Genomic DNA, 15993 nt, shown 5'->3' with positions numbered 1-15993 from the left:
GCCTAGTGCGGCGCGGCCGTGCTCTCGATCCACGGGCCAAGCGACTCCCGCACACGCCGCCACGCCGTGCCCACCGCCCAGCCGGCCAGGGCCGCCAGCTCCTCGAGGCTCGGGTCGGCCTTCTCACCCAGCGACTGCAGGATGCGGCTGCGCATCCGCATCACGATTGGCGTGCCGACCGTGATCCCGTTGAAGTAGGGATCGTAGCGCGTGCCGATGCCTTCGATCAGCGCTGCCGTGCGCGCGAAGTACACGAGGTCGCGCGGGAGGATGACCGGGAAGTCATAGAGCGAAGTCATCACCTGGTCGGCGAGCATCGTCTCCATGCGTTCCTTCGTGGTGCTGCGCTTGATGCTCAGCTCCACCAACACCTCGGACAGGCGCAGGATCTCGCCGGGGTCGGCGCCAGGCGCGATGAGGCCGAGGCGGCGGAAGCCATCGGCGACCGCCGCCGGGTCGCGGCGGATCGAGGCGAAGACCGTGCGGATCAGCGCGAGCCGCAGGTGCGCCGGCACCCGCACCATCATTCCGAAGTCGAGCAGGACAAGCCGGCCGTCGGTGGAGAGCAGCAGGTTGCCGGCGTGTGGGTCGGCGTGGAACAGGCCGTCCACCAGCATCATCTGCACGTAGACCTCCAGCACCAGTCCGGCCAGGCGCATGGCGTCCGCCGAGTCGGGCGGCAGGCGGTCAACACGGCGGCCCTCGATGAACTGCAGCACCAGCACACGCTGCCGTGTCAGCTCGTGCATCACCTCGGGAATCACCACGCGTGGGTTCGTTGCGAAGTTCGCGCGCACTTCGGTCGCGTACTCGGCCTCGAGCCGAAAGTCCATTTCTTCGCCGATGCGCGTGGCAAACTCTTCCACCAGCGCCTGGACGCCGAGCACGTGTGGCACGGGCCAGCGTCGTGCCAAGCGCAAGGCAATCGCTCGCGCGCTGACGAGGTCGCGCGCCACCGCCTGCTCCACGCCGGGCCGCAGCACCTTCACGGCGACATCGCGGCCACGCCAGCGGGCGCGGTGCACCTGGCCGAGGGACGCTGCGGCGATCGGCGTCGTGTCCAACGCCTCAAACACCTGCGACGGTTCGACGCCGTAGGCCTCGCGCATCTGGCGCTCGATCTCGGGCCAGGGAACGGGCGGCACCTGATCGGTCAGCGAAGCAAGTTCGCTGAGGTATGGCTCGGGAATGAGGTCGGCCCGCGCGCTGAACACCTGCGCGAGTTTCACGAAGGTTGGGCCCAGCGCGACCACGCGCGCGACGAGGCGCCGCGCGCGTCGGCGATGAAACTCCGGTGTGCGCGTCACCGGTCGCCCGAACCACAGCCAGCGGCGGTAGTCGCGGACGAACGAGAGGGCCAGTGGCCCGAGAGCGAGGAGGACTCGAATCGTGTGCACGGGTCTTCCAGACACCTAACGTCCGACCGTGGCGTTCGGTGTCGGGCCGATGCCTACCAGCGGATGGCGGTGGCCGGGCCCGTCTCGAAGCGCGTGGTGCGCACGTCGCGTGGCTCGCGGCTGCGACCGATGATCCGGTCGAAGGTCGAGAAGCGGAGCACCAGCGCGCGGTCGCCCGGACCGCGCGAGAGCGGCACGCCCAGATCCACGCGGTAGACGCGACGGCCGCCGGACGGATAGGCGCCGTACAGCGAGACGCCCACGGACGACATCAGTGGGGAGTCCACGCCGAAGGGGACGTCGCGCGCCCAGAGCTGGCCGACATCTGCAAAGGTCCCGACCGCCAGGTCGAAGCGCGCCGCGCTGCCCGTCACTAGCCAACGATCCTCGGCGCGCGCGACGATGCGTTGCCCGCCGGCCCGCTGCGACTCGCCGTAGCCGAGCAGACCGCCCTCGACGTCGCGCATGGTCAGCTGTGAGGGCAGGGGATGCCCCTCGAGCACGCTGCCCTGCAGCGTGAGGGTGCTCGTGCGACGCTCCGAGCGCAGGCGGAACCAGGTGAGGTGCACGTGGCCGACGCCGAAGCGCCAGGTGCCGTCGCCGAGGGCCTGGCGGATGCGGCCCTCGAAGTTCGCCTGCAGCGAGACGAACGAGCGTGGCGTGCCGGCGCCCAGGTAGAGTCCGCTGGCGATCAAGTCATCGCGGTCAGGGCCGATGCCTGGACCGAACACGAGCGTCAACTCGGCGCCCTGCGCAATGTCCTGTTCCGCCCGTAGTGCGTCGAAGCGGCCCGCGCGACGGAAGCGCAGCGCGCGCAGGCCCACCAGCGCCGCCACGTGGTGCGACTGAAAGACCCCGTAGTGCGCGTCGAGGGTCGTATCCGTCACGGGCTGCAGCCCCGAATCCGTGACGAATACCAGGTTGCGATCCGCTTCCGTGTAGGAGCCGAGCATGGCGAGTCCCGCGATGCCGATCAGGCCGCGGCCCGGACGGCCGATGCGCTGCAGCACCCCGAACTGATAGGCGCTGCGCTGCACACGCGCGGCGGCCGTCTCCGCCGTGTTGCGATAGACGTTGTCGTATCGCTCCGCCGTCGAGAGCTGCAGCAGGAAGGCATTGGCCTGTGCCTCGGCCAACAGGGGCTGCACCAGCGTAAGCCGCGCGTGGCCGCCCAGTGGGGCGAAGGCGCCCGAGACCGTGAGGTCGCGCGGCCCGCCCAGGAAACCGGGCTGCCCGTAGTGCGCCCCGATGCCGTCACGGTAGGCGTCGCCGCGCTGAAGGGAGCCAATCAGCGTGGTCCCACGCTCCTGGAAGTCGAGCGTGCCGAGCCGGATCTCATCGAGCTTGAGGCCGCGCAGTCCACCGCCAACGACCAGGGGAAACTCGTTCACGACGTCCACGCGAATCCGCACGCGCCCGTTGCCGTCCGCCACGGGTGTGATGGCTGCCGAGGCCACGAAGGGCAGGCGGCGGATCAGGCGTTCGGAGTCCGCGCGATTCTGCTCGAGGCAGGGCGCGTCCTCGCGGATGCGCAGGTAGGCCCGGATGACGTCTGTGTCGGCGTTGTCGAGGCGTCGGCCGCGGGCAGAGGGGTCGGTGGCCTGGCGCTCGCCCGCCCGCAGGCCGCGGGCGGCGGGTGCGTAGCGGTAGACGTCGATGCGGGAGATGGTCTCGCCGTTGCACGTCGCGAACTCCGGCTCGACGACAGGCGTGACGGCCGCTGGGGGAGCGTCGGCGACGAACACGGCCGGAACTTGGCGGCCCGTCTCCGGCCCGGCAAGACAGCCCGCGTGCGCCGCGCCATATTCCGCGCGTGCGAGCGTCCCAATGGTTCCTGCACGAGCGCGGCCCAGCGCCCGTGTCGCTGTTCTCGGAGGCGGATCGTGCCGCGCTCGCGGCGGCGCGCAGGCTGGCGCCGACGCCGCTGCATCGTGCCAAGGGCCTGGCCGGCAGCCTCGGCCTCAAGTCGCTGCGGCTCAAGGACGAGACGGCGCGCGAGGACCTACCGGCGTTCAAAATCCTCGGGGCGGGATTCGCGATGGCGGAGTTGCGTCGACGCGGCCTTCTGGCAGCGGGCGCGACCGTCGTCTGCGCCAGCGAGGGCAACCACGGACGCGCGGTGGCGCGCTCGGCGCGCGAGCTTGGGCTCCGGGCGCGTGTGTACGTCGCGGCGCAGGTGAGCGGGGAGCGTGCGGAGGCGATTGAACTCGAAGGCGCGGAGCTTGTGCGCGTGGACGGCAGCTACGACGACGCGGTCGCGCGCGCCGCCGCCGACGCGGCCCGCGATGGCTGCACGGTCGTGTCCGACACCTCGTACGAGGGCTACGAGGAGATTCCCCGGCTGATCATGCTCGGCTACACGCGGCTGATGGACGAAGCGAGCGTGCAGTGGAAGAAGAAGCCGCCTGAGCTTGTGGTCGTGCAGGGTGGTGTCGGCGGCCTGGCGGCGGCGGTGGCGAGTTGGTACGCGATGCACCCCGAGCGACCGCGGCCACGGCTCGTGGTGGTCGAGCCGCTCGGCGCGGCTTGCCTGTTGGCGAGTGCGCGCGCCGGTGCCTTGACGACGGTTCCCGGACCTCACGACACGATGATGGGCGGCCTGCGCTGTGGCGCCGCGTCGTCGGCGGCGTGGCCGGCAATCGCGGCGGGATTCGATGCCTTTGTGGCCATTGACGACGAGTGGGCGCGCCGCGCGATGCGGTTGCTCGCGCGTCCCCCCGGCGAGGACCCGGCGATTCCCGTGGGAACGTCCGGAGCGGCGGGCGCAGGGGCGCTGCTGGCCCTGCGCGAAGAGCCAGGGCTACAGGAGCTTCGCGACGCATTGGGCATCACGCCGCGCACACGGGCCATGGCCCTGCTCACGGAAGGCGTCACCGAGCCGGCGCTGTACGCCGAGATCGTGGGCGGCACCGGCCGCGCGCGGCTGCGCTAGAGGCACGGCCCCTTGCCACGTTCGCTAACGTTCCAAGGATGAGCGCCTCCACCGCCGCGTACCTCGCCGTCGCCGCCGTCACCGGCCTGCCGCTGCTGGTACTGGTTGCGTTGGCGACGTCGCCCCGTCCGTTGGGACGCGTGTTGCCGTGGCTGGTGTCCTTCGGCGCGGGCGCGTTGATCGGCGCGGCCGTGTTTCATCTGTTGCCCGAGGCCTACGAGCGCCATCCTGACGTTCGGTTCGTCGCGATCGCAGTCGTAGCGGGCGCAGTCGGAAGTTTCATCCTCGAGCGACTGCTGCACCGCCTGCAGCACACGTCTCACGAGACGCCGGCGCCCGCACCATCGCTCTCGGCGTTCGACGATCCCGCCATGGTCGCGGTGAGTGCCATCGCCGACGGCGCGCACAACTTCGTGGACGGTGCGCTGATTGCCGCCGCGTTCCTGGCCGGCGAAGGCAGTGGCCTCACCGTCGCCCTCGCGATGCTCGCCCACGAACTACCGCGCGAGATCGGGACCTTTGGCGTCTTCGTGCACTACGGCACGCGGCCGAGCCGGGCACTGCTTCTCTCGCTGCTGACGGGTGCGCTCGCGTTCCTCGGGGCCGGCTTCACCTTCTGGCTTGGCGCGGCGACCGCGACGGTCGCCGAGTTGCTCGTGCCCTTCGCTGCCGGTTCGTTCCTTTTTGTCGGCGCCGCCGTGAGCATTTCGCAACTCAAGGCCCAGCGCACCTGGGATCTTCCCTTGCCGCAGCTCGCGGCCAGCGCCGCCGGTTTCGCCCTCAGCGCCCTCGCCGCCGCGTTCGGCGGTCACTGACCCCTCTCTCGCGTGAGGAGGATGTTGATGCGCCATCTGTTCCTGCTGGCCGCCCTCGGCCTGCCGATTGCCCTGCCCGCGCAGTCGGCGCGGCCGAGCCGGACCTATCCGCAGCTTGAGGCACTGTTCGCCGAGTGGCGTGCCTTCGAGCAGCCGCCGCGAGTCGACGGCGCGCCGGACTACTCGGCGGCCACCAACGCGCGCCGGTTGCAGGAACTCTCGGCCTGGCAGGCCCAGCTGCGCGCGCTCGACACCACCGGGTGGAGCGTGCCGGAGCAGGTGGACTGGCACCTGGTGCGCGCCGAGATGAATGGGATGCAGTACCACCTGTCGGTGCTCAAGCCCTTCGCGCGCGACCCGGCGTACTACGCGTCGGTACGCACGGCCGAGAGCGACACGCCGGCAGAGGAAGGCCCGACGATCCACGGTGCCATCCGGCTGTGGCAGTATCCCATCTGGCCGCGCACGGTGCTGGACCAACCGCGCGCACTCAATCGCGATGAATCACGACGACTGGCCACCGCGCTGCGCGGCGTGAAGCCGCTGCTGGCCCAGGCGCGCGTGAACCTTGCGGCGAGCAATGCGCGCGACCTCTGGGTGGGTGGCGTGCGCGCGTTCGAGAATCAGTCGACGGCGCTGACGCGGCTCAAAGAGCGCGTGAACGAGTTCATCGGGGGGCGCTCAGGCAGCGCGGACGACCGCGCCCTCCTCGCCGCCATCGACGAGGCAAAGGCGGAGACCGATGCCTTCGCGCAGTGGCTGCGCGACGAGGCCCCGAACCGCAGTGGCCCCTCGGGCATCGGCGTGGAGCAGTACACCTGGTTCCTCAAGCACGTGCTGCTGGTGCCGCTGACCTGGCAGGACGAGGTCACCATCACGCAGCGCGAGCTCGCGCGGGCGCACGCGGCGCTGCGGCTGGAGGAGTCGCGCAATCGCTATCTGCCGGAACTCTCGGTGGCCAACACGCCGGAGGACTACGCGTACCGGCAATCCATCGCCATCCCGCGTTGGATGGAGTTCGCCACGGGCCACGATCTCTGGCGGATGGAACCGTGGATGGAGCGCGCCCTGCGCGAGCGCATGCCAGCCTACGCGCCGGCGGAGACGCGGGATTTCTTCATGCAGGCCACCCAGCGCGACCCGATTCCATTGTGGACGCACCTCTACCACTGGTGGGACAACGGGCGCATGCGCTACGAGCCGCACGCCAGCACGATCCGCCGCGGGCCGCTGCTCTACAACGTCTGGATGAGCCGCGCCGAGGGCATGGCCACGGCGATGGAAGAGTGGATGATGCACGCCGGGCTCTACGACCTGAGCCCGCGCACGCGTGAGGTCGTGTGGATCATGCTCATCACGCGCGCGGCGCGTGGGCTGGGCAACCTCTACGCGCACTCCAACGAACTCACGATGCAGGAGGCGGGCGAGATCCACGTGCAGTGGACGCCGCGTGGCTGGATGCGGCCGGATGCGTTGTTGGGCTCCGAGCAGCACCTGTATCTACGGCAGCCGGGATACGGCCCGAGCTACGTGACCGGCGGGCGGCTGATGGAGGAAACGATGGCGCTGCGCGCTCGGCAGCTTGGCGACGATTTCTCGCTGCGGCGCTTCTTCGATGAAGTGAATGCGGCCGGGATGATTCCCGTGTCGTTGATCCACTGGGAGCTGACCGGCGATGCGCGCATGCTACGCGCGCTGGGCGACGACCAGCGGCTCGGCCCGCCCTGCCGGGGCTGTTGATTCGCCAGGCGCGGTGAGTTGGGTCCCGCGCGCCTCGCGGCAAAACCGCGAAGCGCGCCCACCGCGGCGCCGATGCAGAACGCCCCGGCCGCCACTGCGTGGCGACCGGGGCGTCTGTCCGTCGGATGTCGTGCTTACGAGATCACGACGTTCTGCAGGTCCTGAATGGTCTTGCGGAGCTTCTCGACCTTGTTGTTGTCGCAGGAGTTCCGCGCGTCCGTGGCGAGCTCGTCGGCGAGGCGACGGAGCTGCTGGGCCCGCGCGGCGCCCGTGGCGCGCTCGGCGTTGCCGATGGCGGTGCGCACAGTGTTGACCCGCGCGTCCGTCATGCAATTGTTGCGCTGGGCCTGGTCCAGATAGGCCTTGGCCAGTGCGAACGTCGTCGGCCACTCGATCTGCGGCTGGCCCTGGGCGTTCAGCTGGTCCCAGCGCACCGTGTTGGCCGCGTCGATCTCGTTCTGCGAGAGGAACTCGCTCGGCGTGAGCTGCGCGATGTCCATGCCGCGCGCGATCTCCGAGCTGATGATGTTGCCGTTGTACCAGTACACGGACCAGGAGCCGCCCATGTCCATGCGGTCGCCGCGGACCGGGCCGCGGTCGAAGAAGGCGATCTCGAAGGGCTTGGCCGGGTTGGACCAGTCAAACACCGAGATGCCGCCCTGGTACCAGGCCTGCACCATGATGTCGCGGCCGGGCACCGGGATCAGCGAGCCGTTATGGGCCACGCAGTTCTCGTTCGAGGTCTGGACGGTCGGGATCTTGTAGTAGGAGTGGAACTTCATCTTCTTGTTCTCGATCGTGAAGATGGCGTTCGCGCCCCACTCGTAGTTGTCGGTGTCGCGGCACTTCGGCGCGCCGCCGCCGCCCCACTCGTCCGAGAAGAGGATCTTCGAGCCGTCGTTGCTGAAGGTGGCCGAGTGCCAGTAGGCGAAGTTCGAGTCGGCCACGGCGTCCAGGCGGACCGGGCGCACCGGGTCGGAGATGTCGAGCAGCAGGCCGTGGCCCTCACAGGCGCCGCCGGCCAGGCCGAGCGCCGGATACACCGTGATGTCGTGGCACTGGGAGCCGGCGCTGAGCGGCGAGCCGGGGCCGGCCGCGTTGCCGAAGAAGCCGTTGACGATGCCTTGGGCGGCGCTACGGAAGGCGGCGGAGTCGGCGCCAGTCACCTGGGCCACGCCCGTGCCACCACGCGCCTTCACGATGCTGTCGAGCTGATTACGCACGAAGTTCCCGCCGAGCACGATGTCCGCGCCGGTCTGCGGGTTCTTGACCACGAAGCCACCGGCGGCGCGGGCAGCGGCCGCACGCTCCGCGGCCTCCTTCGCCTCGGCGGCGGTGGGACCGTGGCTCGGCGGGTTCGTGAGGCCCGCGAAGATGTTCGCCCGGTTCACGATTGCGGCCGCCGACGGGTTCGCCAGCGGCACCTTGATGATCTCGATGCGCAGCAGCGAGGAGTTCGGGTTCTCGGCCGGGTTCTCGTTCACGCAGCCCGCGAGTTCCTCGTTGGAGCGCACGCCGGCCGAGCCGGAGACGTAGATGTAGACGTTCTCGCGGTCCTTCGGGTCGGCCAGCACCGTGTGCGTGTGCGAGCCGCGGCAGGTCTGCACGTTGGCGACCAGCTTCGGGTCGGCGATGTTCGTGATGTCGAACACGCGCACGCCACGGAAGCGCTCCTTGTTCACCTGGCCCGGCGCGCCGCCGGGTGCGCAGTCCACGCGGCCGTTGAAGGCCTCGGCCGAGAGGAAGAGCAGGTTGCCGTACACGGAGACGTCATTCTGCGAGGCCGGGCACACCATCGCCTTCACGATCTTGGGGCTCGCCGGGTTGGAGATGTCCCAGATCACCGGGCCGTTGTAGTTGCCCTGGATGACGTAGTTGCCGGTGAAGGCGAGGTCCGAGTTCGTGATGCCGAGGAATCCCTCGGGCGAGCGCGCCTCGGCCACCACGCGCATGTTCGACACGGCCTTGCCGGCATCGAAGAGGCCGGCCGAGAGGCCGACGCGTGCGTCGTTCATCGGGTTCATTGCGCTGGCGGGGGCCGGCGTGTCGGCGGCCGGCTGCTGCGAGCAGGCGGCGACGAGGGCCAGTCCGGCGAGCGACAGCGCCGCACGACGGCGCGAGTTCAGCAGGGACATCAGCAACTCCTCTGAGGGTAAGAAAGCGCCGGCAGCTACCGCACGCCGGGTGGAACGGAACGAACGGGGGTTGGGGCGGGGGCCCCGACGGCCAGCAGTCGGTCGATGCCATAGGCGATGCCGGCCGCCACCAGCCCACTGAAGATACCTATAGGGATTGAGGTGTCACCCCACGCGACGGGGGCGACCCCGGCGGCGACGGCGAGCACGCCGACCCAGAGCCAAGAGACGGCATTGACGCGCCGCCGGAGGCCGAGCCGGAGCGCGATGAGCGTCGCAGCAAGCGCGCCGTAGCCCAGTTGGGCCCAGCTCTGCACCGTCTGGCCGATGGTCTCGGCCGTCGCGATGTCGCGAAGGCCGCCGGAGATTCCCGTGTAGACGCATCCCGCCGCCATCACGACGCCCGCGCCAAGCCCGATCCGCTGGGAGATGGCGAGTTCCTGGTGCCCGGCGGCGGTCTGCGCTGGACTCACTGCGGCGGAATCCCGCCGCGCTCGAGCAGCATCGTCAGCATGCGGCGGATCTCGGTGGTTTGGTCCACCTCGACGTCCGCTGCAAACTTGAAGATCGTCTCGTCCTGCGCGCCCGCGCGCGAGGCCTGCAACTCGCGCACCATCGTCACGGCACCGCGGTGGTGCGCGATCATCCGCTGCAGGAACAGCAGGTCGAAGCTCTCGCCGCGCGCAGCGTCCAGCTCCGCGAGCTGTTCCGCCGAGAGCATCCCGGGCATCGCGGCGTCGCCCGCGTGTCCGCCGGACATATCGTGTCCCGCGTGCTCAGCAGCCGCTCCGGCCATGGGCATCGTCACGCTGCCGGTGCTGTCGACGCTGGGTGCCACCTGATTGCGGTCGCCAAGCCAGCGGCGCATCAGCGTGATCTCGTCGTTCTGCGCGTTGATGATCCGCGCCGCGAGCCGCTGCAACTCAGCGCTCGCCCCGTGCGTGGGCGCCCAGCGCGAAATCTTGATGGCCTGCGCGTGGTGGTGGATCATCCCGCTCATGAAGGAGATGTCCGCCATCGTGTACGGGTAGCGCAGCGAATCGAGACGCGCGCGCTCGATACCTGAGAGTTCGGCCGGGGACGGCGTCGACGGGCCGGATCGGCCCGAGCAGGCGGCAAGGCCGAGGGCGGCGGCAACGAAAAGGGTCGGAATTCTAGGCATTGGATTGGTCTTCGGCGGATTCGACACGCCACCCGCGAGTGGGGTTGGCTCCCAGCCCAATCTACTGATGTTGGCCGGCTTCCGTTTCAGGAGATTTTCGCCGCGGCGAGCCCGTTCGGCAGCTGTCACGACTTGAGACACCCGCAACGTCGCCGACACCCTCGGCGCGGCTCATAACGTGTTGTTGCAGATAGCGTTAGGTGGCTCTGTAACAGTGGCGCAAGTCGACGGCCTAGGGGGCCGACATTCGTCACTGTACGGTAACGGGCTCGTGGAAGTCCTCACTCGAATCCGCCTTCAGCAACTCGGACCCGGCGTTCTGCGCTGGGTCCCCGCACTGTGACCTGCCATGTCGATCTCCGCTCGCCTCTTTTCACTCGTTCTGGTCGCTGCCCTAGTCCCCGGGGCCGCCGCAACCGCCGACGCCCAGTCGAGCACACGCTCGGGTGTGTCGTCGCTGTGGCGTCCGGCCACGACGCCGGCGCGCGACACGGTCCGGCGCACGCGAGCCGTGTCGACTCCCACGCGCCCGGTGGTGAACCCCCGGGTCGATTCGAGCGCGGCCGAGGCCAAGCCCGCCGGCGCCGACTCGGCGTCCGCACCTGCGGCTGACGCACCGGCCGTCGTGACCTACTCGGCGGAGGAAGTCGCCGAGATGTTGCGCGCACTGCTCGTCGATGCCCCGCGGCGATGACGGCAGAGCTGGCCGCGGCGATGTCGAAGGTCGAGGTCGAGATGGACTCGATGCGTCGCGAGGTCGCCACCTCGCGTTCGGAGACCGCGACCGCCAAGCAGCGCGCCGACCGTGCGCTGGCCGGGATCGGCAACTTCCGCTTGAGCGGCGACGTGCGCGTGCGCTATGAGCAGCAGGTGCAGGGCGCCGGCTTCGTGACGCGGCATCGTGAGCGGACGCGGGCGCGCCTCAACCTGACCGGTGATGTGAGCGAGCGCCTCAGCGGCGGGATCTCCATCGCCTCCGGCGACCTGGTGGACCACCAGTCGTCCAACCAGACGCAGACAAACGTCTTCAGCCGCAAGACGGTGGGCCTGGATCGCTTCTTCATCCAGTACAAGCCGGCCGGCGCGACGGGCTTCGCCGTGATCGGCGGCAAGTTCCCCTACGCCTGGGAGCGCACCTCGCTCACGATGAGCAACGACATCAATCCGGAAGGCATTGCGCCGTCCTTCACCTGGGTGCGCAAGGGTCGTCTCGAGCGCGTCGCGGTGATCGGCTACATGCTGCCCTTCTGGGAGGTCTCCTCGGGCGACGACAGCTACGCCGTCGGCGGACAGCTGCAGACGCGCTGGCGCCTGACGCCGAAGTGGTCGGCGCGCGCCTCGGTCGGCACGATGGCCTTCGAGGGTGCCGATGCGATTGCCGTGGGCGCCGCGAAGGGCAGCGTGAAGCCCTCGGCGCCGTCCGCCAACGCGCTGCGCCGCGACAGCACGAACACCGTGCTCGGCTTCGCCAACAACTATCACCTGGACGATGTCGTCCTTCGTGCGGACTACAGCGGCTTCGCTGGCTGGCCCGTGACGCTCGAAGCGCACGCCGTGCGCAACCGCTTCGCGCCGTCCGGCGAGGGCTTCGCCTACCGCGCGGGTGTCAGCGCCGGCCAGCTCCGCGAGATCAAGGACCTGCAGTTCACCTGGGCGCTGTTCCATATCGGCCGCGAGGCCGTCATCGGCACGCTCAATGAGCAGGACCTGCGCGCATCGACCAACGCCGCGACGCACCGCTTCGGTGCCTCGCTGCGCATCCTGCCCAACGCTGTGTTCAATGCCGCCCTTTGGCGCGGCCGCCTGCTGGATCCGCGCGCCACGACGTCCCTGCTGCCAGCGGGCACGCGCACGACCTGCGTCGGTGGCGGCGCCTGCCGCGAGCCTTGGCTCAACCGGATCCAGGTCGACGTCGCCTACACGTTCTGATTCACCCGACCTGATTCACCACGCTGTTCCCCCTCCCGTTCCTCTTCAATTCACCACGCGTTCTACGCACGTCCAGGAATCGACAGATGTCGTCTGCAAAATTCACCATTTCCGCGAAGGTCATCGCTCTCGTCAGCTCGGCGCTCGTCCTGGCCGGTGTTGCGGTCGGCATCCTCTCGTACCAGGGCGTCCAGGCCCACAACGGCTAACAGGCAGCGCTTGAGGAGCAGGACCTCGCGCGCGTCGTTCAGGTGCAGTTCAAGATCCAGGTGCAGGAGTGGAAGAACCTGCTGATCCGTGGCGGCTCGCAGGAAGGCTTCGAGAAGTACGCCTCGGCCTTCGTGCGGACCGACGAGGAAGTGGCCGAGCAGGCGAAGACGCTGCTCGCCAAGGTGGCCGCCCCGGAAGTCCGTGCGCAGGTCGAGCGCTTTACCGAGGCACACGGCGAGATGAGCCGCGCGTACCGTGCGGCGATGGCGGAGTTCGGCGCCAGCGGCGGCCGTGATCAGGCCAAGGCCGACAAGGCGGTGTCGGGCATCGACCGCGCCCCGACGGCCCTGATGGACTCGGCCGTTGCGCAGATCGGCGTGGGCCTGGCCCAGTTCGCCGCGTCGCAGCGCAAGGTCACCACGGTCACCAGCATCACGATTGTCATCTTCCTGGTGTCGCTGATTCCGATCGCGTTGGTCGTCGTGAACCGCAGCATCCGCAGCCCGCTGCAGAATGCGGTGGCACTGTTCGACCGCCTTGCCGACGGCGATCTCACCGTCCGTATGGAAGTGGAAGGCAACGACGAGATCGCGAAGATGGGTGACGCGATGAACCGCGCTGCGACGGCGATGCACGACAGCGTCGTGTCGATTGCCGGCTCGGCGGCCGCGCTGGCCGCCGCCTCCGAGGAGCTCTCGGCGGTGTCCACGCAGATGGGTGCCGGCGCCGAGGAGACCTCGACGCAGGCTGGAGTGGTGTCCGCGGCGGCGGAGCAGGTGTCGCGCAACGTTGGCACGGTGGCGGCTGGCACCGAGCAGATGAGCGCCTCCATCAAGGAGATCGCCTCCAACGCCTCGCAGGCGGCGCAGGTGGCCATGGGCGCGGTGAAGGCGGCCGACGAGGCCAACGGCACCGTCGCGCAGCTGGGCAACTCCTCGCAGGAGATCGGCGCAGTCATTAAGGTCATCACGAGCATCGCGGAGCAGACGAACCTGCTGGCGCTGAACGCGACGATCGAGGCCGCGCGTGCGGGCGAGGCGGGCAAGGGCTTCGCGGTCGTGGCCAACGAGGTGAAGGAGCTGGCCAAGGAGACGGCGAAGGCGACGGAGGACATCGCGCGCCGCATCGACGCCATCCAGGGTGACTCGCAGGGTGCCGTGACCGCCATCGGCCAGATCGCCGCCGTCATCCGCCAGATCAACGACATCTCGGGCTCGATCGCCTCGGCGGTCGAGGAGCAGGCCGCCACGACGGACGAGATCGGCCGCAACGTCGAGCAGGCCGCACGCGGCTCGGGCGAGATCGCCGGCAACATCACCGGCGTGGCGACCGCCGCGCAGAGCACCAGCCAGGGCGTGCAGAACGCCAAGCAGGCGGCGCTCGAGCTGGCGCAGATGTCGAGCACGCTGCAGGCGCTGGTCCAGCGCTTCAAGGTGGCGTCGAACGGCGCGACGTCCGTGCCGTCGGGTTCCTTCCGTCGCGCCGCCTGAGGTCACGATGCACATCACGACAGCTGGGTTGCTGGTGGGACTGCTGGCGGCTGCGGCCGCCAGTAGGATCTCCGCCGAACAGACTCGTCCCGCTGCGGCCACGGAAGTCGTTGCCGACAGCCTGAACATCCGCGACGTGGTCTGGCAGATCCAGTTGGAGCGTCGCGCGCGCGAGCACGCGGCCTTGCGGGGCCCGACGGCGTTGCGGCGCCTCGGCGTCATCGGGCGCGAGAGCGCCGGGCCCTGGGAGCGCTAGTCGCCATGGGCAGAAACACCGAGGGCCGCCGGAAGGCGGCCCTCGGTCGTTTCGTCCAGGCCCGACGTCAGACGGAGACGGCCGTCCCGTTCGCGCAGACCATCAGCATCCCGCCGCTCTGGCCGACCTGGATGTTCTCGTAGTCGAGGTCCACGCCGACGATGGCGTTGCCGCCCATCGCCTGGCACTGCTCGATCATCTCCTGGATGGCGATGTCCTTGGCCTTGCGGAGCTCCTGCTCGTAGGCCGCCGAACGGCCGCCGACGATGTCGCGGATGCTGGCGAAGATGTCGCGAAAGATGTTCGCGCCAAGGATGGCCTCGCCGCTGACGATGCCGAGGTACTTCTTGATGGGGCGGCCTTCGAGTTCGGAGGTGGTGACGACGATCACGGGTGTCTCCTGTCGGTGAGGGTCGTGTGCTGCGGTCCTATCGTGCCCTCACTACGTGTCGCCGCGTCGATTGTTACGGCGCCGGCTCCCGGAGCCAACGGCCGTTGAGCATCACGCCGCGCAGGCTGCGGAACGCACCCACGCCCTGTGCGGGATCCTCCGCGAGCACGAGTAGGTCGGCGCGCTTGCCGGCCGTGAGTGTCCCGAAGTCCTCGCGGCGCATCGCGCGGGCGCCGTTGCGCGTCGCCATCACGACCAGCGTCTCCGGCGGGATGCCCGCGCGCTGCATCGCCTCGAGCTCCGGGTGGATCGACGCGCCGTGGAGGGTGAGCGGGTTGCCCGCGTCCGTGCCGACGGCGATCGTCGCGCCCGCGGCGTACAGGCGACGCAGGTTGTGCGCCATCGTGCTGTCGCGCCGCGCGGCGCGCGCCTCCGCCTGGTCGCGCACGATCAACAGGGCCAGCGGGTCCGCGTAGAACTCCTGCAGGGTGCCGGCCTCGGCGATCAAGGCCCGTGTCTTCGCGTCCACGCAGCCCAGCGTGTCGTCGATGTCCGGCACCTGGCCTGCGGCACCGGCAAAGCGCGCGCGACGCGCGTTGTTGCCCACCAACAGCGTGGGCACGTAGACCGTCTGCGCGGCCACCAGGTCAGCGACGAACGCCGAGTCCACCTCGGCGTTCTCGACGGAGTGCACGAGCATATGCGCGCCCTCGCGCACGGCCGTGTGCGCCTCGCGCAACGAGGTCGCGTGCACGATCAGCGGCAGGCCCTGCACGCGTGCCTCGGCGGCCACCGCGGCAAAGCGCCGGCGGATCTCCGGCCACTGGTCATCGGGCGCCGCGAGCAGCCAGACCTTCACGGCGGCGGCACCCATCGCCTTCAGCGCGCGGACGCCCTCGACACCGGCCTCCTCGCTGGTGAGCATGATGAACGTCGAGTCGCCGGGGATGGACAGGATGTCGCGGCCGGCGTGCGAGATCAGCGGGCCGGCGGCAAGGAAGTGCGGCGCGTTGCGGCGGGCGGCGTCGCGCTGTGCCTGCTGCACGGTCCAGCGCATGCCACCCACATCGAAGGCGGCGGTGATGCCGGCGCAGGTCCAGCTGTTGTACCAACGATCGGGGTCGTCGCGCAGGGCGCGCTGCAGCGAGTCGTAGGGGTAGCGGGCGCGAAGGTCGAGTCCATCCGGACGGCCATCCATCCACCCGGTCTGTCCGACGTGCACGTGGGCATCCACGAGCCCCGGTGTGACAACGGCACCGCCGAGCGAACGCGTCGTGGCGCCATTCGGCACGGGGCAGTCCGCGCGCGACCCGGCGCAGGCTACCGTGTCGTTGGCGACGAGCACGACCGCGTCAGCAATGGCGGGCCCGCCGCGGCCGTCATAGAGCTTGAGGTCGGTGAGGGCGACGACAGCGGCGTCCGACGCATCGCCGCCGCAAGCTGTCGTGAGCAGCCCAACGAGGGCAGCGACGGCAACCTGCGGCCACGCACGCCGAATGCGCCTCGCAACGCCAATCGCCTCACGCCTCACCGTCG

Annotated in this window: 14 protein-coding genes; 7 read left to right on the top strand and 7 right to left on the bottom strand. The window is 69.7% G+C overall.

Features of this window, described 5'->3' with window-relative positions; all coding sequences use genetic code 11:
* Positions 1-2: 2 nt before the first annotated feature.
* Both KF709_03430 and KF709_03425 read right to left on the bottom strand, forming a co-directional pair.
* Positions 3-1397, bottom strand: a complete 1395-nt coding sequence (locus tag KF709_03430; protein ID MBX3173433.1) for an AarF/ABC1/UbiB kinase family protein — start codon at positions 1395-1397, stop codon at positions 3-5.
* A 53-nt stretch (positions 1398-1450) separates the two neighbouring features.
* A complete protein-coding gene (locus tag KF709_03425) occupies positions 1451-3142 on the bottom strand; it encodes a hypothetical protein (GenBank protein ID MBX3173432.1) in 1692 nt (563 codons plus the stop codon).
* Between the two features lie 68 nt (positions 3143-3210).
* Here KF709_03425 and KF709_03420 point away from each other — a divergent pair, with 68 nt between their 5' ends.
* The 3 genes from KF709_03420 to KF709_03410 are packed head-to-tail and all read left to right on the top strand — an operon-like array spanning position 3211 to position 6884.
* On the top strand, positions 3211-4329 hold the full coding sequence (locus tag KF709_03420; GenBank protein MBX3173431.1) for a diaminopropionate ammonia-lyase: 1119 nt from the start codon (positions 3211-3213) through the stop codon (positions 4327-4329).
* Positions 4330-4367: 38 nt separating this feature from the next.
* On the top strand, positions 4368-5144 hold the full coding sequence (locus KF709_03415; protein MBX3173430.1) for a ZIP family metal transporter: 777 nt from the start codon (positions 4368-4370) through the stop codon (positions 5142-5144).
* A 27-nt stretch (positions 5145-5171) separates the two neighbouring features.
* Positions 5172-6884 carry a DUF885 family protein gene (locus tag KF709_03410; protein MBX3173429.1) on the top strand — a complete coding sequence of 571 codons (1713 nt, stop codon included), beginning with the start codon at positions 5172-5174 and terminating at the stop codon, positions 6882-6884.
* Positions 6885-7018: 134 nt separating this feature from the next.
* Here KF709_03410 and KF709_03405 read toward each other — a convergent pair whose 3' ends face one another.
* Genes KF709_03405 through KF709_03395 form a run of 3 tightly spaced genes read right to left on the bottom strand, consistent with a single transcriptional unit; the run spans position 7019 to position 10181 of the window.
* Positions 7019-9019 carry a hypothetical protein gene (locus KF709_03405; GenBank protein MBX3173428.1) on the bottom strand — a complete coding sequence of 667 codons (2001 nt, stop codon included), beginning with the start codon at positions 9017-9019 and terminating at the stop codon, positions 7019-7021.
* 35 nt (positions 9020-9054) lie between these two features.
* Positions 9055-9492: a hypothetical protein gene (locus KF709_03400; GenBank protein MBX3173427.1), complete on the bottom strand. Its 438-nt coding sequence runs from the start codon at positions 9490-9492 to the stop codon at positions 9055-9057.
* Positions 9489-10181 carry a DUF305 domain-containing protein gene (locus KF709_03395; protein MBX3173426.1) on the bottom strand — a complete coding sequence of 231 codons (693 nt, stop codon included), beginning with the start codon at positions 10179-10181 and terminating at the stop codon, positions 9489-9491. The genes KF709_03400 and KF709_03395 overlap by 4 nt, the downstream gene beginning before the upstream one ends.
* A gap of 349 nt (positions 10182-10530) precedes the next feature.
* On the opposite strand from KF709_03395, the gene KF709_03390 reads away from it, so the two are divergent.
* The 4 genes from KF709_03390 to KF709_03375 all read left to right on the top strand — a co-directional run bounded on the left by KF709_03390 (position 10531) and on the right by KF709_03375 (position 14066).
* On the top strand, positions 10531-10875 hold the full coding sequence (locus KF709_03390) for a hypothetical protein (GenBank protein ID MBX3173425.1): 345 nt from the start codon (positions 10531-10533) through the stop codon (positions 10873-10875).
* Entirely contained in the window at positions 10872-12110 is a 1239-nt protein-coding gene (locus KF709_03385) for a putative porin (GenBank protein ID MBX3173424.1), read from the top strand. Before KF709_03390 ends, KF709_03385 begins: the two co-directional genes overlap by 4 nt.
* A 251-nt stretch (positions 12111-12361) precedes the next feature.
* Entirely contained in the window at positions 12362-13810 is a 1449-nt protein-coding gene (locus KF709_03380) for a methyl-accepting chemotaxis protein (GenBank protein ID MBX3173423.1), read from the top strand.
* 7 nt (positions 13811-13817) lie between these two features.
* On the top strand, positions 13818-14066 hold the full coding sequence (locus KF709_03375) for a hypothetical protein (protein MBX3173422.1): 249 nt from the start codon (positions 13818-13820) through the stop codon (positions 14064-14066).
* 67 nt (positions 14067-14133) lie between these two features.
* Here the strand turns inward: KF709_03375 and KF709_03370 are convergent, their stop codons facing one another.
* Together KF709_03370 and KF709_03365 are read right to left on the bottom strand one after the other, a co-directional pair.
* On the bottom strand, positions 14134-14457 hold the full coding sequence (locus tag KF709_03370; GenBank protein MBX3173421.1) for a heavy metal-binding domain-containing protein: 324 nt from the start codon (positions 14455-14457) through the stop codon (positions 14134-14136).
* Between the two features lie 73 nt (positions 14458-14530).
* Positions 14531-15988, bottom strand: coding sequence for an amidohydrolase family protein (locus KF709_03365; protein MBX3173420.1), 1458 nt, complete (start codon positions 15986-15988; stop codon positions 14531-14533).
* Between the last annotated feature and the right edge of the window lie 5 nt (positions 15989-15993).

Source organism: Gemmatimonadaceae bacterium (assembly GCA_019637445.1).
GTDB lineage: Bacteria > Gemmatimonadota > Gemmatimonadetes > Gemmatimonadales > Gemmatimonadaceae > Pseudogemmatithrix.
This window is presented reverse-complemented; position numbering and strand designations above follow the sequence as displayed.

Coding starts and splice junctions, on each gene's coding strand:
- KF709_03390 (MBX3173425.1), top strand. CDS start 10,531: ATGTCGATCTCCGCTCGCCTCTTTTCACTCGTTCTGGTCGCTGCCCTA.
- KF709_03395 (MBX3173426.1), bottom strand. CDS start 10,181: ATGCCTAGAATTCCGACCCTTTTCGTTGCCGCCGCCCTCGGCCTTGCC.
- KF709_03385 (MBX3173424.1), top strand. CDS start 10,872: ATGACGGCAGAGCTGGCCGCGGCGATGTCGAAGGTCGAGGTCGAGATG.
- KF709_03405 (MBX3173428.1), bottom strand. CDS start 9,019: ATGTCCCTGCTGAACTCGCGCCGTCGTGCGGCGCTGTCGCTCGCCGGA.
- KF709_03375 (MBX3173422.1), top strand. CDS start 13,818: ATGCACATCACGACAGCTGGGTTGCTGGTGGGACTGCTGGCGGCTGCG.
- KF709_03415 (MBX3173430.1), top strand. CDS start 4,368: ATGAGCGCCTCCACCGCCGCGTACCTCGCCGTCGCCGCCGTCACCGGC.
- KF709_03410 (MBX3173429.1), top strand. CDS start 5,172: ATGCGCCATCTGTTCCTGCTGGCCGCCCTCGGCCTGCCGATTGCCCTG.